This is a genomic window from Cupriavidus sp. FW306-01-F10A (assembly GCF_058782785.1).
Window position 1 is genome coordinate 181681 of sequence record NZ_JBYSYA010000006.1, and the last position, 20317, is coordinate 201997.

The window sequence follows — 20317 nt, forward strand, 5'->3', positions numbered from 1 at the left end:
GCGGCGCTCAGGCCATCGAGCCACACGATTGCGCGCACGGGTATCGCCGCTCCCGTCGCCAGCAATTTTTCCTGATTTTCACCACGAATTCAGCAACAAATATCCCGGCTATCTGATTAACCTGCCCGCTATTTTCCGTTTGCGGCCCGCGCGGACGAGAAAATAGCTGCTCCCGCCGGCCCCACGAAGGCCGGCGCGGCCTTTCAGATGACACGGAGACAACGACACATGAGTGCAAGCGCAGAACATCTGCAACGCGGCCTGGGCGAACGCCATATCCGGCTGATGGCGCTGGGTTCGGCCATCGGCGTGGGCCTGTTCCTTGGCGCCGGCAATGCCATCAAGATGGCCGGCCCCGCCATCATGCTGGGCTACCTGATCGGTGGCGCGGTGATCTTCCTGATCATGCGCGCGCTGGGCGAGATGGCCGTGCACAACCCTGTGGCCGGCTCGTTCTGCCGCTACGCGCAGGACCACATGGGCCCGCTGGCCGGCTACCTGACCGGCTGGAACTACTGGTTCCTGTGGCTGGTGACCTGCGTGGCGGAGATCACCGCCGTTGCCATCTACATGGGCATGTGGTTCCCCGACGTGCCGCGCTGGATCTGGGCGCTGGCCGCGCTGGCGGCAATGGGCTCGGTCAACCTGATGGCGGTCAAGGCCTATGGCGAGTTCGAGTTCTGGTTCGCCATGATCAAGATCGTCACCATCGTGCTGATGCTGATCGGCGGCGGCGCCATGATCGTGTTCGGCTTTGGCAACGGCGGTATCGCCACCGGCATCTCCAACCTGTGGGCGCACGGCGGTTTCATGCCCAACGGCGCCTCCGGCGTGCTGATGTCGCTGCAGATGGTGATGTTCGCCTACCTCGGCGTGGAGATGATCGGCCTGACTGCCGGCGAGGCGCGCAATCCGAAGAAGTCGATTCCTGACGCGATCAACTCGGTGTTCTGGCGCATCCTGATCTTCTATGTGGGCGCGCTGTTCGTGATCCTGTCGCTGTACCCGTGGAACGAGATCGGCGCCCAGGGCAGCCCCTTCGTGCTGACCTTCGAGCGGCTGGGCATCAAGACCGCCGCCGGCATCATCAACTTCGTGGTGCTGACCGCGGCGCTGTCGTCGTGCAACGGCGGCATCTTCAGCACCGGGCGCATGCTGTACAACCTGGCGCAGCAGGGCCAGGCGCCGCAGGCCTTTGCCAAGGTCGACCGCAATGGCGTGCCGCGCCGCGCGCTGCTGGTGTCGATCGCCGCGCTGCTGTGCGGCGTGCTGCTCAACTACCTGGTGCCGGAGCAGGTCTTCGTCTGGGTGACGGCGATTTCGACCTTCGGCGCGGTCTGGACCTGGGCCATCATCCTGGTCACGCAGATCCAGTTCCGCCGCAGCCTGTCGGCGGCCGAGCGCAAGGCGCTGGCCTTCCGCATGCCGTTCTGGCCCTATGGCTCCTACATCGCGCTGGCCTTCCTGGCGCTGGTGGTGGCGCTGATGGCCTACTTCCCGGAGACCCGCGTGGCGCTGTACGTGGGCCCGGGCTGGCTGGTGCTGCTGACGGTGTGCTACTACGCGCTGGACATGCGTTCGCGCGGCCCGGTCAGCTACCGCGCCTGACCTTGCCGTAGCCAGCGGGGTGCGCCGGCCGGCGCGCCTCGCTACAATGGCTCCCGGGCAATCCAACGCCAGGGGGCCGAATGTCCGAAACCACTGAGGTTGCTGGCAACGCGGCGGCCGCGCCGCCGCGCAACAGCGCCGCCGATGCCGAGGCCCGCGCCATCGCGGTTGCCGATACGGTCGCGCGCACTGCCGTCGAGCAGGCCGACCATGCCATGCGCCACTGGACCGACCCCACCGCGGGGCCGGTGCGCATCGGCTCCGCGCAGCACCTGCAGATGTTCTGCAATATGCTGCTGCAGACCCACAACCCCTACAAACCCGCCGTGATCGACTGGCCGAAGCTGTCGCCGGAGGCCCTGCACCGCGTCACCTCGCTGCCGATCTGGGATATCGCCGTGCAGACCGAGGGCCGCGCCTCGATCCGAGTCAAGACCTTTGCCCAGACCGTCAGCGACCCGCTGCTGCGCAGCGCGCTGGAAATGGACGGCGGCGAAGAGGCGCGCCACAAGGTAGTGCTGTCAAAGCTGGTCGAGGCCTACGGCATCGCGCTCGCGCCCGAGCCTGACTACCCGCCCCCGGACGATCCGGAATGGGGCTGGCTGGTTACCGGCTACAGCGAGTGCATCGACAGCTTCTTCGCCTTCGGCCTGTTCGCCGCGGCCAGGCGCTCCGGCTTTTTCCCCGCCGAGCTGGTCGAGACCTTCGAGCCGGTGATCCAGGAGGAAGGCCGCCATATCCTGTTCTTCGTCAACTGGGCCGCGTGGTACCGGCGCAACCTGCCGTGGTGGCGCCGCCCGCTGTTTGCGCTGAAGGTGGCGCGGGTGTGGGCCTTCCTGGTCTGGGAGCGCATCGGCATCGCGCGCGGCATCGACACCGACGGCGTGGCCCAGGACGCCAACTTCACCATGAACGGCTCGGCGGCGCTGGGTGAGGCGCTGACGCCGGGCGCGATGATCGACCTGTGCCTGGCCGAGAACGACCGGCGCATGGCCGGCTACGACGCGCGCCTGCTGCGCCCGGAAACCGTGCCGCGGCTGGCCCGGCTGGCGCGGCGCTTCGTCAAGTAGGGCCGGCCCATGCACCTTGCGTTGGCGTTGTCGCTGCTGTCGCTGGCGGTCTGGCTGGTGCTGATCTTTGCCCGCGCCAGCTTCTGGCGCGTGCGCAAGCCGGCTGCCGCACCGGATCCCGCGGCCTGGCCGGAGGTGGTCGCGGTCATCCCCGCCCGCAACGAGGCCGAGGTGATCGGCCGCGCCGTGGCCGGCGTGCTGGGCCAGCGCTACCGGGGCCGGCTGGCGCTGGTGGTGGTGGACGACCACAGCCAGGACGGCACCGCCGATATCGCCCGCGCCGCCGCCGCGGCCACCGCGCGCGCGCGTGGGCTGACCGTGATCGGCGCACGCGAGCTGCCGGCCGGCTGGAGCGGCAAGGTCTGGGCGCAGTCCGAAGGGCTGGCCGCTGCCGACCGCATCGCCGCGCAGGCCCGTTACGTCTGGCTGACCGATGCCGATATCTGGCATGGCCCCGGCGTGCTGGCCGCGCTGGTGGCGCGCGCCGAGCACGAACGGCGCGACCTGGTCTCGCTGATGGTGCGGCTGCGCTGCGAATCCGCCTGGGAACGGCTGATCGTGCCGGCCTTTGTCTTCTTCTTCGCCAAGCTCTACCCCTTCGCCCGCGTGCGCGATGGCCGCAGCCGCGTGGCCGCCGCGACCGGCGGCTGCATGCTGGCCAGCCGCGCGGCGCTGGCGCGCATTGGCGGCTTTGCCGCCATCCGCGGCGAGCTGATCGACGACTGCAGCCTGGCCGCGCACATCAAGCCCGGCGGCGCGATCCGCCTGGACCTGGCCGACGACAGCGTGTCGTTGCGGCCCTACAACGACTGGCGCAGCCTGTGGGACATGATCGCGCGCAGCGCTTATACGCAATTGCGCTACTCGCCGCTGCTGCTGGCGGGCGCGGTGTCGGGGATGGTGATTACCTATCTGCTGCCGCCGGTGCTGGCGCTGGCCGGAGGCTGGCGGCTGTGGCCGGCATGGCTGGCGTGGGGCGCGATGGTGCTGGCCTACCTGCCGATGCTGCGCGAATACCGGCAGCCGGCGTGGCTGGCGCCGCTGTTGCCGGTCACGGCGCTGTTCTACCTGGGGGCAACCATCGACTCGGCACGGCGCTACTGGCTGCGGCGCGGCGGGCAGTGGAAGGGCCGGGCACAGGCGCCGGTGCGGTCCTGAGCGCGCGCTGCCGCCCTCAGCCGAGATACCCCTGCGCCCGGAACCACTCCAGCGCGTCCCGCAAACCCTCCTGGTATGGCCGCGGCTGATAGCCCAGCACCTGGCGCGCCTTGTCTGATGTAAAGAACATCCGGTACCGGGACATATTGAGTCCATCCACAGTGATGAACGGCTCCTTGCCGGTAAAGCGCGCCGCCGCTTCCGCCCCGTACGCCAGCGGGTACAGCGGCCAGCGCGGCAGCTGCACCGTCGGCGGGCGCCGGCCGCACAGCTGCGCGATGTCGCGCAGCATCTGCTGCAGCATCACGTCCTGGCCGCCCAGGATGTAGCGCTCGCCGGACTGGCCGCGTTCCAGCGCCAGGAAATGCCCTTCGGCCACGTCGTCCACATGCGCCAGGTTCAGGCCGGTATCGACAAAGGCGGGGATCTTGCCCGTGGCCGCCTCGACGATGATGCGCCCGGTCGGCGTGGGCCGCACGTCGCGCGGGCCGATCGGGGTGGACGGGTTGACGATGACCGCCGGCAGGCCGCGCTCGGCCACCAGCTTTTCCACCACGCGCTCGGCCAGCACCTTGCTGCGCTTATAGGCGCCGATGGCCTCGTGCGGGCGCAGCGCCGCGGTCTCGTCCACCGGCGCCCGCGCGCCGGCCACGCGCAGCGTCGCCACGCTGCTGGTATAGACCACCCGCTCGACGCCGGCCTGCTGCGCGGCCTCCATCACGGCCAGGGTGCCGTCGACGTTGGTGCGCACGATGTCCTCGGGGTCCGGCGCCCACAGCCGGTAGTCGGCGGCCACATGGAACAGGTAGCGCACGCCCTGCAGCGCGGCGGCCACGGCCCCGGGGTCGCGCATGTCGCCTTCCGCCACGGTCACCGGCAGCCCGGCCAGGTTGGTGCGCGGGCTTTGCGGGCGCACCAGCACGCGCACCCGGAAGCCGCGTGCCAGCGCCCTGCGCGCCACCGCCGAGCCGAGAAAGCCCGAGGCGCCTGTCACCAGCACGTCATCGTTTATCGTCATAAACCCGTTTTCCCGTGAGGCGGAGGCGCTTTGGCCAGCCTCGCGCTGGCCAAAGCGCCGCCAGACAAAGCCGGCGTGTCGGGTATATAGTAACCACCGTGCGACGGAAATGTGATCTGCGGTGGATCTCCGGTGGATGCCGGTGCATTTCCTGTCCCGCCATCCCAAACACTGAAACCCGTTGCAAAGGGTCGGGGGGCTTACTCTATGCAGGTGATTCTTGCTCAGCCCCGGGGCTTCTGCGCTGGCGTGGTGCGCGCGATCGAGATCGTCGACCGCGCCCTCGTCAAGCATGGCGCCCCGGTGTTCGTGCGGCATGAGATCGTGCACAACAAGCACGTCGTAGAGGGACTGAAGGACAAGGGGGCGCGCTTCGTCGAAGAACTGGACGAAGTCCCGACCGGCGCCGTGACGATCTTCAGCGCGCACGGGGTCTCGCGCGAGGTCATCGCCGATGCCAGCCAGCGCCAGCTGCATGCCATCGACGCCACCTGCCCGCTGGTGATCAAGGTCCATACCCAGGGCCGCCAGTACGCGGCCAGCGGCCGCACCGTGATCCTGATCGGCCATGCCGGCCACCCGGAGGTGGAAGGCACCATGGGCCAGATCCCGGGCAAGGTGATCCTGGTGCAGAACGAGGCCGAGGTCGCGCAGCTGGACCTGCCCGCCGACACCCCGGTCGCCTACGTCACGCAGACCACGCTGAGCGTGGACGACACCCGCAATATCATCGCCGCGCTCGGGCGCCGCTTCAGCAACCTGGTCGGTCCCGATACGCGCGACATCTGCTACGCCACGCAGAACCGCCAGAGCGCGGTGCGCGACCTGTGCAAGCTGGCCGACGTGATCCTGGTGATCGGCGCGACCAACAGCTCCAACTCCAACCGCCTGCGCGAGATCGGCACTGAAAGCGGCGTGCCCAGCTACCTGATCGCCGAAGGCGCCGAGCTGGACCCTGCCTGGGTGCGCGACGCCAACGTGGTGGGCATCACCGCCGGCGCCTCCGCCCCCGAGGAAATGGTCGAGGACGTGATCAACGCGCTGCGCCGGCTGGGCCCGGTGGATGTCACCACCATGGCCGGGCGCGAGGAACATGCCGAGTTCCGGCTGCCGCCCGAACTGGCCGACGTTAAGCCGCAATCGGCCCCGCGCAAGGCCGGCAAGGAACCCGCCGCAGTCGCGGCCGCACCGGCCACCGCCAACGAGAATATCGCCGGCTGAACCCAACCAGAGGAAGCTGCCTTGGCTATTCCGCTACTGCAGGTCGCCCGCGTGGGCGCCTACATCGTCGGCAAGCATCTGTCGCGACAGAAACGCTATCCGCTTGCCCTGATGCTGGAACCGCTGTTCCGCTGCAACCTGGCGTGCTCAGGCTGCGGCAAGATCGATTATCCGGATCCCATCCTGAACCAGCGCCTGTCGGTGCAGGAATGCCTGGAGGCGGTGGATGAATGCGGTGCCCCGGTGGTTTCCATCGCCGGCGGCGAGCCGCTGCTGCACAAGGACATGCCGCAGATCGTGCAAGGCATCATCGCGCGGCGCAAGTTCGTCTACCTGTGCACCAATGCGCTGCTGATGGAAAAGAAGCTGGACCAGTACCAGCCCAGCCCGTATTTCATCTGGTCGGTGCACCTGGACGGCGACCGTGAGATGCATGACCGCTCGGTGTGCCAGGAAGGCGTGTACGACCGCTGCGTCGAGGCGATCCGGCTGGCCAAGCAACGGGGCTTCCGCGTCAATATCAACTGCACGCTGTTCAACGATGCCCAGCCCGAGCGCGTGGCGAAGTTCTTCGACTCGGTCAAGGCGCTGGGCGTGGACGGCATCACCGTGTCGCCGGGCTATGCCTATGAGCGCGCGCCGGACCAGCAGCACTTCCTGAACCGCGGCAAGACCCGACAGCTGTTCCGCGACATCCTCAGCCGCGGCCGCGCCGGCAAGAACTGGGCCTTCAGCCAGTCGACGCTGTTCCTGGACTTCCTGGCCGGCAACCAGACCTACCACTGCACCCCGTGGGGCAACCCGGCACGCACCGTCTTCGGCTGGCAGCGTCCGTGCTACCTGGTGGGCGAGGGTTATGCCGCCACCTTCCGCGAGCTGATGGAAGAGACCGACTGGGACGCCTACGGCACCGGCAACTACGAGAAGTGCGCCGACTGCATGGTGCACAGCGGCTATGAGGCCACCGCCGTGGCCGACACCTTTGCCCATCCGCTCAAGGCGCTGGACGTGAGCCTGCGCGGCGTGCGCACCAGCGGGCCGATGGCGCCCGATATTGCGCTGGACCGGCAGCGGCCGGCGGAATACGTGTTCTCGCGCCACGTCGAGATCAAGCTCGAGGAAATCCAGCGCGCGAAGCCGCGCGCCAACCGGCCGCGGCCGGCCGAGGCCAACGCCGCGGCCACGCACTGACCGCACTGCCGATGGCCGCGGAACTTGCCGCCACCCTCCCAGGCGCTGCGCTGACCTGCGTGTCGGCTGGCTATGCGCTGGCCGCGGCCTGGCTGTCGCACCGCGCGCCGGCGGCAAGCGGCGGCACCGCAACGACGCCGGTCAGCGTGCTCAAGCCGCTGTGCGGCGCCGAGCCCCGGCTGTATGAGAACCTGGCCACGCTGTGCCGGCAGCGGCATCCGTCGTTCCAGCTGCTATTCGGCGTGCGTGCCGCGGACGATCCCGCCATCGCCGTGGTCGAACGGCTGCGCCGCGACTTCCCGACGTGCGACATCGCGCTGGTGGTCGACCCGCAAGTGCACGGCACCAACCTGAAAGTCAGCAACCTGGTCAACCTGTTCGCACAAGCGAAGCACGATGTGCTGGTGATCGCCGACAGCGATATCGCCGTGCCGCCCGACTACCTGGCGCGCGTGACCGCGCCGCTGGCCGACACCGGCGTGGGCGTGGTCACCTGCCTCTACCGCGGCAATCCGACTGGCGGGCCGTGGTCGCGCATCGGCGCGCAGTTCATCAACGACTGGTTCGCGCCGTCGGTGCGCATCGCCCACGCGGGCGGCTCGCAACGCTTTGCCTTTGGCGCGACGATTGCGCTGCGGCGGGATGCGCTGGAAGCCATCGGTGGCTTCGCAGCCGTGTCCGAGCGGCTGGCCGACGACTACTGGCTGGGCGAGCTGACGCGGCAGCAAGGCTTGCGCACGGTGCTGTCGGAGGTGGTGGTCACGACCGATGTCACCGAGGACCGTTTCACCGACCTGTGGCGGCATGAGCTGCGCTGGCTGCGCACGATCCGATCGCTGAATCCGCCGGGCTTTGCCTTTACCTTCATCACCTTCACCTGGCCGATGCTGGCGCTGGGTGTGCTGCTGGCGCCGCAGCCGCTGGTGATTGCGGTGGCGGCCGCCGGCGCGCTGGCGCGCAGTTTGCTGGCAGGCAGCGTCGCCGCCGCACTGCGCGCACCGTTGCGCGATGCGCTGCTGCTGGCCGGCTGGGCATTTGCGCTGGCAGGCAAGCGCGTGCAGTGGCGCGAGCAGGTGCTGTCGGTGCGCGATGCCCTGCACACCAGTCCTGCGCTGACCCCGAACCAACCTTCATCCACCGGCATCCATCCCCAGAGGCCGCAATGAAAAAAACCCTGTTCCTCCAGGCCCCTTCCTTCGACGGCTTCGACGGCGGCGCGGGCTCGCGCTACCAGGCCAAGCGCGAGATCAAGTCGTTCTGGTACCCGACCTGGCTGGCGCAGCCCGCCGCGCTGGTGCCGGGCAGCCGCGTGCTCGACGCGCCGGCCGACGGCCTGACCGTGCAGCAGACGCTGGATATCGCCGCTGACTATGAACTGGTCATCATCCACACCAGCACGCCCTCGTTCCCCACCGACGCCAAGTTCGCCGAGGAACTGAAGCAGCGCGAGCCGGACGTGATGATCGGCATGGTCGGCGCCAAGCCCGCGGTCGATCCGGGCGGCACGCTGGGTGCCAGCGAGGCCATCGACTTCGTCTGCCGCGAGGAGTTCGACTACACCTGCCAGGATGTGGCCGCGGGCAAGCCGCTCCAGGACATCCTGGGCCTCTCCTATCGCTTGCCGGACGGCTCGCTCGAACACAACGGGCAGCGCCCGATGATCGAGAACATGGACGAGCTGCCCTTCGTGGCGCCGGTCTACCAGCGCGACCTGAAGATCGACAACTACTTCATCGGCTACCTGAAGCACCCCTATGTGTCGATCTACACCGGTCGCGGCTGCCGTTCGCGCTGCACCTTCTGCCTGTGGCCGCAGACCGTGGGCGGGCACCGCTACCGCACGCGCTCGGCCGAAAGCGTGATTGCCGAGGTCAAATGGATCAAGGAGAACATGCCCGAGGTCAAGGAGATCATGTTCGACGACGACACCTTCACCGACTTCAAGCCGCGCGTGGAAGAGATCGCGCGCGGGCTGGGCCAGCTGGGGGTGACGTGGTCCTGCAATGCCAAGGCCAACGTGCCGTACAGCACGCTCAAGATCATGAAGGAGAACGGCCTGCGCCTGCTGCTGGTGGGCTATGAGTCCGGCGACGACCAGATCCTGCTGAACATCAAGAAGGGCCTGCGCACGGACATCGCGCGCCGCTTCACCGAGGACTGCCGCAAGCTGGGCATCCAGATCCACGGCACCTTTATCCTGGGCCTGCCGGGCGAGACGCGCGAGACCATCGAGAAAACCATCGAGTACGCCAAGGAAATCAACCCGCACACCATCCAGGTGTCGCTGGCCGCGCCCTATCCCGGCACCACGCTGTACCGGCAGGCGGTGGAGAACGGCTGGCTCGAGGAGAACAAGGTCATCAACCTGGTCAACGACCAGGGCGTGCAGCTGGCCGCGATCAGCTATCCGCACCTGTCCAGGGAAGACATCTACCACGGCGTCGAGACCTTCTATAAGCGCTTCTACTTCCGCCCCGGCAAGATCTGGGAAATCGTGCGCGAGATGCTGGGCAGCTGGGACATGATGAAGCGGCGCCTGCGCGAAGGCGTGGAGTTCTTCCGCTTCCTGCGCTCGCACGAGGCCTGATCCTGGCCCACGCGCTTTCCTGTGCCTCGCTACGCGCGCTGATCGTCACCGCCGACGACTTCGGCCTGCATCCCGCCGTCAATGAGGCGGTGGAGCTGGCCCACCGCGACGGCGTGCTCAACGCCGCCAGCCTGATGGTGGGCGCGCCCGCCGTGGCGGATGCGGTCGAGCGCGCGCGCCGGCTGCCGTCGTTGCGCGTGGGGCTGCACGTGGTGCTGGCCGACGGCCCGGCCACGCTGCCGCGCGCGCAGATCCCCGACCTGGTCGACGCCGAAGCCCGCTTCGGCTCGGCCATGGCCCTGGACGGCTGCCGCTTCTTCTTCCTGCCGCGCGTGCGCCGCCAGCTGGCGGCGGAGATCCGCGCGCAGTTCGAAGCCTTTGCCGCCACCGGCCTGCCGCTTGACCACGTCAACACGCACAAGCATTTCCACCTGCACCCCACGGTGCTGTCACTGATCCTGTCGATCGGGCGCGACTACGGCCTGCGCGCGATGCGCCTGCCGCGCGAGCAGGGCGCGCCGTTGCCGCTGCGCCCCTGGCTGGCGCTGCTGCGCCGGCGCCTGGACCGCGCCGGCATCGCGCACAATGACTACGTGGTCGGCATCGCGCGCAGCGGGCAGATGGACGAGGCAGCCCTGCTGCAGGCGCTGGCGCAGTTGCCCGCGGGCGTGGGCGAGATCTACCTGCATCCGGCCGTGGTCTCTGGCGAGGCCATTACCGCATCGATGCGCGGCTACCGCCACGCCGACGAACTGGCCGCGCTGCTGTCGCCGCGCGTGCGCGCCGCGCTGGAGCGCGCGGCCAACCGGCGCGGCGGCTTTGCCGACGTGCTGGTGCCCTGATTTTTCAAGATGAAACGCATTGCTTACCTGACCGGGCTGATCGGCCTGCTGGCGCTCACCGCACTGGTGATCCATCAGGGCGCCGGCGATATCGCCGCAATCGTGGCGCAGGGCGGCTGGCTGCTGCTGTTGCTGGTGCCCCTGCACGCACTGCCGCTGCTGCTCGACGCGCAAGCCTGGCGCGTCCTGCTGACCTCGGCCGACCCCGAGGAGAAGGCGGGGCTCGGTTTCCTGTGGTGGGTCGCCACGGTGCGCGAAGCGGTCAACCGCCTGCTGCCGACGGTGGGGGTCGGCGGCGAACTGGTCGGCATCCGCCTGACGCGGCTGCGCATCCGCGACACCACCGCGGTGACTGCCAGCATCGTGGTCGAAGTGATGGTGACGCTGTTCTCGCAGTACCTGTTCTCGGCCATGGGGGTGCTGCTGCTGGTGGCCGCGCTGCAGGACAGCGGCGGGGCCTGGGTCATCCTGGCCGGGCTGCTGCTGTCATTGCCGGTGCCGGTGCTGTTCGCGCTGTCGCTGCGGCACACCGCGATCTTCGAGAAACTGGAAGGCGCGGCGCGCAAGCTGTTTGGCGAAGATCACCGCGTCGTCGCCTTGATCGACGGTGCGCGGCTCGATGCCCATATCCGCGCGCTCAACCGGCGCCGGCGCGAGCTGCTGGCGGCACTGGGCTGGCAACTGGCAGGGCTGGTCAGCGGCACGCTGGAGATCTGGCTGGCGCTGATGCTGCTGGGCCATCCGGTGCCGGTCTGGCAGGCGCTGGCAATCGAATCACTGACCCAGGCCGCGCGCCACGTGGCCTTCTTCGTGCCCGCCGGGCTGGGCGTGCAGGAAGCGGTGGTGATGCTGCTGGGGCAGGTGCTGGGGATGGATGCGCAGGTCTCGCTGGCGCTGGCGCTGGTCAAGCGCGCGCGCGAGATCCTGTTCGGCGTGCCCGCGCTGCTGTCATGGCAATGGGTGGAGTTGCGCCACTGGCGGCGCAACCGCGACACCGGCCACGCCGCGCCCTGATGGCGTGCGGCGCTCAGGTGTCGGATGCCTGGCGCGCGTTGTGGGTGGTCAGGTACTTCACCAGCCCGTCGACCCCGCTGCGCGCGACGATGTCCGCAAACTGCTTGCGGTACACCTCGATCAGCCACGCCCCCATCATGTTGATGTCGTAGATCTTCCAGCCGTTGGCTGTGCGCTGCAGCCGGTAATCGATCTGCATCTCGTCGGCATTGTTGATCACGCGCGTCTGCACCACCACATCGGTGGCGCCGCTGCCGGACTTGACCGGCTGGTAGCGGAACTTGACGTTCTGCTCGCGCAGCTGCGCCAGCGACACCGCATAGCTGCGCACCAGCAGCATCTGGAACTGCTCATGGAGCTGTTGCTGCTGTTCCGGCGTGGCGGTGCGCCAGGCACCGCCAACCGCCAGCCGCGTGGTGCGCTGGAAATCCGTGTAGGGCAGGAACTGCTTCTGGACCACCGCGGTAATCTTGGCGAGGTCGCCGGCGCGGGTGTCGGGATGGGACTGGATGGTGCCGATCACGCCCTCCACCGCGGCCTGCACCAGCCGCTCGGGGCTGGCGCGCAGGTCGCCGGGCTGGACTGCCTGGGCGTGCGCTACGGAAACCATGGCCACCGCCGCAAGCGGCGCCAGGTGAAGCAAACCGTGAATCGTCATGGATATGAGAGCCAGGAAGGACGGTGAAGCGGCGCCGGCGCTGCAGCGCCGGTGCCAGGCTGACAGTTTATAGCGGATCGGCCTGAATCGCGGATGCCCGGGCCGCGCATGCCGCATGCGCCACGCTGCCAGCCGATATACTCGCGGTTCGTGCTCCTTCCGGATCCGCCCATGCTGACTTCGCTGCTGACACGCATTGTCCGGCTTGCCACCGCCTGGCCGTGGCGCGTCATCATCCTGGCGGCATTGCTGACCGCCGTCAGCGGCGTCTACGTGGCCCGCAACTTTGCGATCAACACCGACATCGGCCGCCTGCTGGAATCCGACGCCCCCTGGGCGGTGCGCGATGCCGCCATCGGCGACGCCTTTCCCCAGCGCAACCAGTTGATCCTGGCGGTGGTGCAGGCGCCCGCGACCGAGCTGGCCGACGCCGCCGCCGAGGCGCTGGCCGAGGCGCTGCGCCGCCAGCCGGCACGCTTCACCGCGGTCAGCCAGCCCGGCGGCGGCCCGTTCTTCGCGCGCAACGGATTGCTGTTCGCCAGCACCGATGAAGTGCGCCAGCTCACGCAGCAGCTGGTGCAGGCACGCCCGCTGGTCAACGCGCTCGCACATGACCCGACCCTGCGCGGCCTGTCCGATCTCCTCACCACCACGCTGACGCTGCCGCTGCAGATGGGGCAGGTAAAGCTGGGCGACATGGCCAGGCTGCTGGGTAGCAGTGCACGGACACTGGACCAGGTGCTGGCCGGCAAGCCCGCCGCGCTGTCCTGGGCAGGGCTGCTCGACGACAGCCTCAAGCCCGGGCCCGATGGCCAGGTCTACAGCTATATCGCGCTCAGCCCGGTGCTGGACTACAGCGACCTGCAGGCCGGGGCCGCCGCCTCGCGCGCGGTCCGGCAGGCGGCGGCCGAGCTGCAGCTGGCGCAGCGCTACCAGGCCACGGTGCGGCTGACCGGCCCGCAGGCGCTGGCCGACGATGAATTCGCCTCGGTCAGCGACGGCGCCGTGCTCAACGGCGTGCTGACGGTGCTGGTGGTGGTGCTGATCCTGTGGCTGGCCTTGCGCTCGGCGCGGCTGATCGTTGCGGTGCTGGCCAGCCTGTTTGCCGGGCTGCTGATCACCGCCGCGCTGGGGCTGGCCATGGTTGGCGCGCTGAACATGATCTCGGTGGCGTTCGCGGTGCTGTTCGTCGGGCTGGGGGTGGACTTCGGCATCCAGTTCGGCGTGCGCTACCGCGCCGAGCGCCACGACCGCGACCATATCGTCGAAGCGCTGGGGCTGGCCGCGCGCGCGGTGGGCGCGCCGCTGGCGCTGGCCGCCGCGGCCACGGCGGCGGCGTTCTTCTGCTTCCTGCCCACCGACTACCGCGGCGTGGCCGAGCTGGGGCTGATCGCGGGCGTGGGCATGATGGTGGCATTTGCCACCACCTTCACGCTGCTGCCGGCGCTGATCTGCGTGCTCAAGCCCGGCGGCGAACCCGAGGCGCCGGGCTTCGCGTGGCTGGCGCCCGCGGACCGGTTCTTCGACCGCTATCGCAAGCCGGTGCTGCTGGTCACCCTGCTCGCGATCCTGGCAGGTGCGCCGCTGCTGCCGCACCTGCGCTTTGACTTCGACCCGCTGCACCTGAAGGACCCCAGGTCCGAATCGATGGCCACGCTGCTGGCGCTCAAGGACGCGCCGCAGGCCGGCACCGACGATGTCAGCGTGCTGGCGCCTTCGCTGCCGGCCGCGCGCGATCTGGCCGGCAAGCTGGCGGCGCTGCCCGAGGTGGCGCGCGCGGTCACGCTGCAGACTTTCATCCCCGCAGACCAGCCGACCAAGCTGCAGGCCATCGGCCAGGCCTCGGCCGCGCTGATGCCGGCGCTGACGCAGCCCGCCGCCACGCCCGCCACCGACAGCGCGCGCGTCAATGCGCTGCGCAATGCCGCGCGGCAGCTGGCCATCGCCGCCGACGAACATCCCGGTCCGGGCGCGGCCGACGCCGCGCACCTGTCCGCCACGCTGAAGCAGCTGGCAGCCGCCGACGCCGCCACGCGCGACCGCGCCGAGCGCGCCATCGCCGTGCCGCTGCAGCTGGCGCTGGCACGGCTGCAGCTGGCACTGGGCCCGCAGCCCGTCAGCGAGCAGACGCTGCCGCCCGAACTGGTGCGCGACTGGATCACGCCGGACGGGCGCGCGCTGGTCAACGTCAGCCCGAAGCTGCCGCCGCCCGCCAGCGCACAGCGCGAGGCCGCGCTGGACCGCTTCATCACCGCGGTGCAGCGCGTGGAGCCGACCGCCACCGGTGGGCCGATTGCGATCCGCGGCTCGGCCGACACCATCATGGCCGCCTTTGCGCAGGCCGGCATCTGGGCGGTGGTGTCGATCACCATCCTGCTATGGATCACGCTGCGTCGATTCGGCGATGTGTTGCGCACGCTGATACCGCTGCTGGTTTCGGCCATCGTCACGCTGGAGTTGTGCGTGCTGTTCGGCATTGCGCTGAACTTTGCCAATGTGATCGCGCTGCCGCTGCTGCTGGGCGTGGGCGTCGCGTTCAAGATCTACTACGTGATTGCCTGGCGGCACGGCAAGACCCAGCTGCTGCAGTCCAGCCTGACGCACGCCGTGCTGTACAGCGCGGCCACCACCGCCACCGCTTTCGGCAGCCTGTGGCTGTCGCAGCATCCCGGCACCGCCAGCATGGGCAAGCTGCTGGCGCTGGCGCTGGCGTGCACGCTGGTCGGCGCGGTGTTCTTCCAGCCGATCCTGATGGGCCGCCCGCGCGAAGGCGCCCATCACAAACATGACAAGGCCGCCCGGTCATAATCACAAACCCGATGCGGCCGACCCCAATCCCCTTCGTACGATGCCTTTACGCCAGCGCGCTACATCCGTTGCCACCACCGCCATTGCCGCCGCCCTGCTCGCCGGCTGCGCCACCGGACCGCAAGCCAGCCCCGACGATCCGCTCGAGCCGATGAACCGCGCGGTCTTCACCGTCAACGACAAGCTCGACCAGTACGTGGCCGTGCCGGTGGCCAAGGGCTACAAGGCGGTCACGCCGGAGCCGGTGCGCACCGCGGTCACCAATTTCTATTCGAATATCGCGGACATCGGCAACTTTGCCAACAACCTGCTGCAGGGCAAGGGCGTTGAGGCAGCGGAGAGCTTCATGCGGGTCGCGATCAATTCCGTGCTGGGGATCGGCGGACTGATCGACATCGCCACGCCCGCCGGGCTGCAGAAGCATTCGCAGGATTTCGGCCTGACGCTGGGCACGTGGGGCGTGCCGTCGGGACCCTACCTGGTGCTGCCGCTGTTCGGCCCCAGCTCATTCCGCGACGGCGTGGGCCTGTATGTGAATTTCCAGTTCGACCCGACCACCTATGCCGAGCCGGCGGTGCGCAATTCGCTGTTCGGGATGAACGTGGTTGACGTGCGCACCAACCTGCTGGGCGCCACCGACCTGCTGAAGCTGGCGGCGCTGGACAAGTACGCCTTTGTGCGCGATGCCTACCTGCAGCGGCGCCGCTACCTGCTGGGAGAGAACACGTCGCTGCCAGACTACGACGAAGACGACGACGGCGGCACGGCCGCAGCGCCCGCCGCGGAGGCGCCGGCGGGCACGCCTGCGCCCGCGCAGCCGCAGGCGCCGCGCTGACGCGGGGTCTTAGCCGCCGATCCCCAGCAGCACCACCTCGAAGGTAAGCGTGGCGTTCGGCGGGATCGTTCCCGGCACGCCGCGCGCGCCGTAGGCCGTGGCCGGCGGGCAGGTCAGCTTGGCCTTGCCGCCCACCTGCATCGCCTGCACCCCTTCGGTCCAGCACGGGATCACGCGGTTGAGCGGGAACGAGATCGGCTGGCCGCGCTTGTACGAGCTGTCAAACTCGGTGCCGTCGGCCAGCGTGCCGCGGTAGTGAACCTGCACCGAGTCGGTGGCCTTGGGCGAGGCACCGTTGCCCTTGATCAGGTGCTGGATGGTCATGCCCGACGCCAGCGTCTGCGGCGCCGCCGCGGGTGCGGCCGGGGCCGAGGCGGCCGGGGCGGCAGCGGAGGCAGCGGAGGCCAAGGTCAGGGTGCCGAGGAAAAGCGCAAGTGTTTTCATGGGAAACCTGGTCGTGAGGTCGTGATTGGGGATGCGGCAGTTTAACCGACACACGGCAACGATATGGCGGCAGCGGCATATAGCGCACAACGCACCCCGCCGTGCGCCTTGCGGCAGGCATGGTGCGGCGCACCCCGCCGCATCCGTTACACGGGGCGTTTTGCCGTCTACGATGGTTCGTGACAGCCCCGCTGCCGCGGGCGCACGGAGATTGCCATGGCACTCACGGATTCACGGGACCTTCCGGTCTCGACCCAGAACGCCCGCTCGGTCGAGCAGTATGAGACCGCCCTGCAACTGCTGAACGGCTACTACGGCGACCCGCTCGCCGCCATCGACACGGCACTGGCCGCCGACCCCGACTTCGCCATGGGCCACGCGCTGCGCGCGGCGCTGGCGGTCACCTCTGGCGATGGCACGGCCGAGCCCATGCTGCGCCAGAGCGTTGAAGCCGGCGAAGCCCTGCACGCCCGCGCCAACGACCGCGAGCGCCGCCACATCGCCGCGGCACGGGCCTGGCTGGACGGCGAGTTCGAGCGCTCGGTCCGTCTCTACGGCGATATCGTGATCGACTATCCACGCGACCTGCTGGCGATCCAGACCGCGCATCTCGGCGACTTCCTGCTGGGGCAGTCATCGATGCTGCGCGACCGCGTGGCGCAGGCGCTGCCGCACTGGGATGCCGGCATGCCGGGCTACGGCTACCTGCTCGGCATGCATGCCTTCGGCCTGGAAGAAACCCAGCTCTACGAGCGCGCCGAGGAAAGCGGCCGGCGCGCGCTGGAGCTCAATCCGCGCGACCCGTGGGCCGTGCACGCGGTGGCGCACGTGATGGAGATGCAGGGCCGGCTGGACGACGGCATCGCCTGGCTGGACGGGCGCCGCGACGACTGGTCCGACGACAATATGCTGGCCGTGCACAACTGGTGGCACCTGGCCTTGTTCCATCTGGAAGCGGGCAGGACCGACGAGGTGCTGGCGCTGTACGACCGCTATATCAAGCGCCCTGCGCCGGCGATCGCGCTGGACCTGGTGGATGCCTCCGCGCTGCTGTGGCGGCTGCACCTGCGCGGCGTGGACGTGGGCCGGCGCTGGCAGCCGGTGGCGGACGACTGGCTCGGCCGCGGCGCGGCCGGCTACTACGCCTTCAACGATGTCCATGCCGTGATGGCCAGCCTGGGCGCGCACCGGCCCGCTGCCGCCGACCAGGTCCGCGCCGCGCTGGAGCGCGCCGCCCTGGGCAACGGCACCAATGCCATGATGTCGCGCGATGTGGGGCTGCCGGTGGCCGATGCCCTGATCACGTTCGACCAGGGCGATTACAGCACCGCCATCGACCTGTTGATGCCGGTGCGCCTGATCGCCCACCGCTTCGGCGGCAGCCATGCGCAGCGCGACATCGTCAGCCTGACCCTGCTCGAGGCGGCGCTGCGCGGCCGCCGCAGCAACCTGGCGATCGCGCTCACGGCCGAACGCGCCGCGCTCAAGCCCATGAGTCCTAGCCTGCACCGGCTGGTGCAGCGCGCCGACTCGTGCCGCGCATAAGTCTCCCTGCCGCGGCCGGGATCGGCGCCTATACTGCACCTGTCCTGACCGGAGACCACCCATGCCCAGCTTCCGCGCCCTGTTCCGCCCCGCCCTCTTTGCCGCCAGCGCCGCGCTGGCGCTGGCCGCCGTGCCGGCCATTGCCCATCACGGCTGGTCCACCTACGACGAGACCAAGCCGCTGACGCTGACCGGCAAGATCGTCGAGAGCCACTACGAGAACCCCCACGCGCATATCCGCATCGATGCCGGCGGCAAGCGCTGGCTGGCCGTGCTGGCACCGGTGTCGCGGATGGAGGCGCGCGGCGCCACCGCCGACAAGGTGGCCGTGGGGCGCGAGGTCACGCTGGTCGGCTACGCCAGCAAGGAAAAGGCCGGCGAGCTGCGCGCCGAGCGCATCACCGTGGACGGCAAGACCGTCGAGTTGCGCTGAGCCGGCGCGCGCCGCATGTCGGTGCTGTTCGCGCAATGGACGGAATGGGCCGGCGCGCTGGCGCGGCTGCCGTTCCCGATGGCCCTGCGCAGTTCGGCCTGGGCCTATCCCGCAGTGGAGATCGTCCACCTGGCCGGCATGGCGCTGCTGTTCGGCTCCATCTTCGTGGTCGACATGCGCCTGGCCGGGCTCGGCCGGCGGCTGCCGGTGAGCCTGCTGTTGCGCCATGCGCTGCCCTTCACCGTCGGCGCCTTCATTGCGGTCGCGGCCAGCGGCGTGCTGCTGTTCCTGGCCCATGCCGATGAGCTGGCCGCCAATCCCGCGTTCCTGGCCAAGCTGTGCCTGATTGCACTGGCGCTGGCCAATGTGCTGTGGTTCCACTTCGGGCCCTATCGCAGCCTGCATGCCGGGCAACGGGGCTGGGACAGCGGCGTCGCGCCGCCGGCCGGCGCGCGCGTCAGCGCCATTGTCTCGATGGTGACGTGGTCGCTGGTGATCTGTGCCGGGCGCCTGATTGCCTATGTCTGATGGCCCCGGCCTCACGGCGGTGCCGGAGACAGCATCCCCAGCATGGCCACCAGGGCCATCACCAGCGCGGCGGCGCAGGCCTCCAGCAGCAGGCTGCGCCGCAACGCCAGCGTCGCCGCCCGATGCTCCCCGGCCTGCACCGCCAACGCCAGCCGCGGGCTCAGGCGGAAGCGGTTCGCGGCAGCCAGGCCAAGCATCGCCACGAACAGCGCGAGTTTTGCGACAAGCAGCCCGCCATAGGACATCGGCGCAAGATCCGGCAGCGCCGGGCCCACGATGAACCAGTAGTTGAGCGCGCCGGTCAGCAGCAGCGTGGCAACAATGATGGTGCCGATACGGGCAAACCCGTTCGAGGTGCGGCTCAGCAGCACCACCGCCGCCCGGTCCGATACCGGCCGCGCCAGCGACAGCAGCACGAACGCGGCCAACGCGCCGACCCAGGCGCCGGCGGCCAGCAGGTGCGCCACGTCGGCGCTCAGGTGGAGATAGCGCAAGGCGCCCTCATGCATCGCGCCGTGCCCCCCCCAGGCCAGCGTCGCCAGCGCAATCCCGCCGAACCCGGTCAGCGCGGTGAAGCGCGCGCCCGGCCGCCTGCGCCAGGACACGCAGGCCAGCACGAACAGCAGCAGGGCCGCCAGGCGCACCGACCACGCCAGCCCGAAATCCGTCCCTGTGACGATCATGGCGAAGACGTGGGCCTGCAACGCGGCGTAGTCGGACTCCCCTGTCATGGCCAGCGCCATCACCACAAGGGCAGCCAGCGAAAGCCCGATGCCGGCGATGGCGCAGCCCAGCGCAAGCGCCTGGCAACGCTTTGCGAAGCGTGAGGCCCGTTCCCCCCGATGCAGCGCATAGGTGCAGAACAGCGGCAGCCCGAACAGCAAGGCCAGGTCGACATAGAGCGCCAGGCGCAGCCCGGCGGCCATCCAGTCCGGCTGCTGCAATCACTTCACCGTGAAGGCAATCTTGCCGTTGACGGGATGGGTATCGGACGACACCGCCCGCCAGTCCACCCGATAGCTGCCAGGCGGCAGCGGCTGCGCCGGCGTGATCACCATGGCCTTGGGGTCGTCGCTGCCGGAGACTTTCACGGCCATCTTCATCGGCGCATGGTCGGCCATGCCCGGCATGCCGGTCATCACCAGGCTGGCGCCGGAAAACTGGGTGACCAGGTTCTCGGAGAACTGCAGTTCGATCTTCTGCGGCGCGGCCACCTCGGCCTTGTCCGCCGGCGTGGACGACACCAGCTTCGGGTGCGCGAAAGCGATGCTGCTGGCCAGCGCCGCGGTTGCGGCAAGCAGGATCTGGATCAGGGGGCGATTGGCATGCATGGTTGTCTCCGCTTGGGGATGATGAA

19 protein-coding genes are annotated in these 20317 nt (G+C 69.3%); 14 read left to right on the top strand and 5 right to left on the bottom strand.

Going from position 1 to position 20317, the window contains the following annotated elements; all coding sequences use genetic code 11:
* Positions 1-228 precede the first annotated feature (228 nt).
* The 3 genes from AC3WLF_RS11415 to AC3WLF_RS11425 all read left to right on the top strand — a co-directional run bounded on the left by AC3WLF_RS11415 (position 229) and on the right by AC3WLF_RS11425 (position 3836).
* Positions 229-1608, top strand: coding sequence for an amino acid permease (locus AC3WLF_RS11415; protein WP_010810971.1), 1380 nt, complete (start codon positions 229-231; stop codon positions 1606-1608).
* A gap of 80 nt (positions 1609-1688) precedes the next feature.
* Entirely contained in the window at positions 1689-2678 is a 990-nt protein-coding gene (locus tag AC3WLF_RS11420; RefSeq protein ID WP_492317204.1) for a ferritin-like domain-containing protein, read from the top strand.
* 9 nt (positions 2679-2687) lie between these two features.
* The gene (locus AC3WLF_RS11425) at positions 2688-3836 is read left to right on the top strand and encodes a glycosyltransferase (protein ID WP_492358225.1); all 1149 of its coding nucleotides are present in this window, start codon (positions 2688-2690) and stop codon (positions 3834-3836) included.
* Positions 3837-3852: 16 nt separating this feature from the next.
* On the opposite strand, the gene hpnA is transcribed toward AC3WLF_RS11425, so the two are convergent.
* Positions 3853-4854, bottom strand: coding sequence for a hopanoid-associated sugar epimerase (hpnA, locus tag AC3WLF_RS11430; RefSeq protein WP_492317202.1), 1002 nt, complete (start codon positions 4852-4854; stop codon positions 3853-3855).
* A 207-nt stretch (positions 4855-5061) separates the two neighbouring features.
* Here hpnA and ispH point away from each other — a divergent pair, with 207 nt between their 5' ends.
* The 6 genes from ispH to AC3WLF_RS11460 are packed head-to-tail and all read left to right on the top strand — an operon-like array spanning position 5062 to position 11709.
* Positions 5062-6075 (top strand): 4-hydroxy-3-methylbut-2-enyl diphosphate reductase, encoded by a 1014-nt coding sequence (gene ispH, locus AC3WLF_RS11435; protein ID WP_010810967.1) that lies wholly within the window; start codon positions 5062-5064, stop codon positions 6073-6075.
* Between the two features lie 21 nt (positions 6076-6096).
* Complete coding sequence (gene hpnH / locus AC3WLF_RS11440; protein ID WP_492317201.1) at positions 6097-7266, top strand: adenosyl-hopene transferase HpnH; 1170 nt, start codon at positions 6097-6099, stop codon at positions 7264-7266.
* An 11-nt stretch (positions 7267-7277) separates the two neighbouring features.
* A complete protein-coding gene (hpnI, locus tag AC3WLF_RS11445) occupies positions 7278-8432 on the top strand; it encodes a bacteriohopanetetrol glucosamine biosynthesis glycosyltransferase HpnI (protein ID WP_492317200.1) in 1155 nt (384 codons plus the stop codon).
* A complete protein-coding gene (gene hpnJ, locus AC3WLF_RS11450) occupies positions 8429-9853 on the top strand; it encodes a hopanoid biosynthesis associated radical SAM protein HpnJ (RefSeq protein ID WP_492317199.1) in 1425 nt (474 codons plus the stop codon). Before hpnI ends, hpnJ begins: the two co-directional genes overlap by 4 nt.
* A gap of 38 nt (positions 9854-9891) precedes the next feature.
* A complete protein-coding gene (hpnK, locus tag AC3WLF_RS11455) occupies positions 9892-10695 on the top strand; it encodes a hopanoid biosynthesis-associated protein HpnK (protein ID WP_492317431.1) in 804 nt (267 codons plus the stop codon).
* A 9-nt stretch (positions 10696-10704) separates the two neighbouring features.
* On the top strand, positions 10705-11709 hold the full coding sequence (locus tag AC3WLF_RS11460) for a lysylphosphatidylglycerol synthase domain-containing protein (RefSeq protein ID WP_492317198.1): 1005 nt from the start codon (positions 10705-10707) through the stop codon (positions 11707-11709).
* 13 nt (positions 11710-11722) lie between these two features.
* On the opposite strand, the gene AC3WLF_RS11465 is transcribed toward AC3WLF_RS11460, so the two are convergent.
* Positions 11723-12367 (bottom strand): MlaC/ttg2D family ABC transporter substrate-binding protein, encoded by a 645-nt coding sequence (locus AC3WLF_RS11465; protein WP_492317197.1) that lies wholly within the window; start codon positions 12365-12367, stop codon positions 11723-11725.
* Between the two features lie 171 nt (positions 12368-12538).
* Between AC3WLF_RS11465 and hpnN the strand changes: the two genes are divergently transcribed.
* Entirely contained in the window at positions 12539-15175 is a 2637-nt protein-coding gene (hpnN, locus tag AC3WLF_RS11470; protein WP_492357097.1) for a hopanoid transporter HpnN, read from the top strand.
* 40 nt (positions 15176-15215) lie between these two features.
* A complete protein-coding gene (locus tag AC3WLF_RS11475; protein WP_010810959.1) occupies positions 15216-16010 on the top strand; it encodes an MlaA family lipoprotein in 795 nt (264 codons plus the stop codon).
* Between the two features lie 9 nt (positions 16011-16019).
* Here the strand turns inward: AC3WLF_RS11475 and AC3WLF_RS11480 are convergent, their stop codons facing one another.
* Positions 16020-16454: an FKBP-type peptidyl-prolyl cis-trans isomerase gene (locus tag AC3WLF_RS11480; protein ID WP_492357098.1), complete on the bottom strand. Its 435-nt coding sequence runs from the start codon at positions 16452-16454 to the stop codon at positions 16020-16022.
* Positions 16455-16670: 216 nt separating this feature from the next.
* Between AC3WLF_RS11480 and AC3WLF_RS11485 the strand changes: the two genes are divergently transcribed.
* The 3 genes from AC3WLF_RS11485 (at position 16671) to AC3WLF_RS11495 (ending at position 18960) form a co-directional block, all read left to right on the top strand.
* Positions 16671-17999 (top strand): tetratricopeptide repeat protein, encoded by a 1329-nt coding sequence (locus AC3WLF_RS11485; RefSeq protein ID WP_492317194.1) that lies wholly within the window; start codon positions 16671-16673, stop codon positions 17997-17999.
* A gap of 61 nt (positions 18000-18060) precedes the next feature.
* The gene (locus AC3WLF_RS11490; RefSeq protein WP_063832578.1) at positions 18061-18432 is read left to right on the top strand and encodes a DUF6152 family protein; all 372 of its coding nucleotides are present in this window, start codon (positions 18061-18063) and stop codon (positions 18430-18432) included.
* 15 nt (positions 18433-18447) lie between these two features.
* Complete coding sequence (locus AC3WLF_RS11495; protein ID WP_439669362.1) at positions 18448-18960, top strand: DUF6644 family protein; 513 nt, start codon at positions 18448-18450, stop codon at positions 18958-18960.
* Positions 18961-18971: 11 nt separating this feature from the next.
* Here the strand turns inward: AC3WLF_RS11495 and copD are convergent, their stop codons facing one another.
* Both copD and copC read right to left on the bottom strand, forming a co-directional pair.
* Positions 18972-19904 carry a copper homeostasis membrane protein CopD gene (gene copD / locus AC3WLF_RS11500; protein WP_492357100.1) on the bottom strand — a complete coding sequence of 311 codons (933 nt, stop codon included), beginning with the start codon at positions 19902-19904 and terminating at the stop codon, positions 18972-18974.
* On the bottom strand, positions 19905-20291 hold the full coding sequence (gene copC, locus AC3WLF_RS11505) for a copper homeostasis periplasmic binding protein CopC (RefSeq protein WP_492357101.1): 387 nt from the start codon (positions 20289-20291) through the stop codon (positions 19905-19907).
* Between the last annotated feature and the right edge of the window lie 26 nt (positions 20292-20317).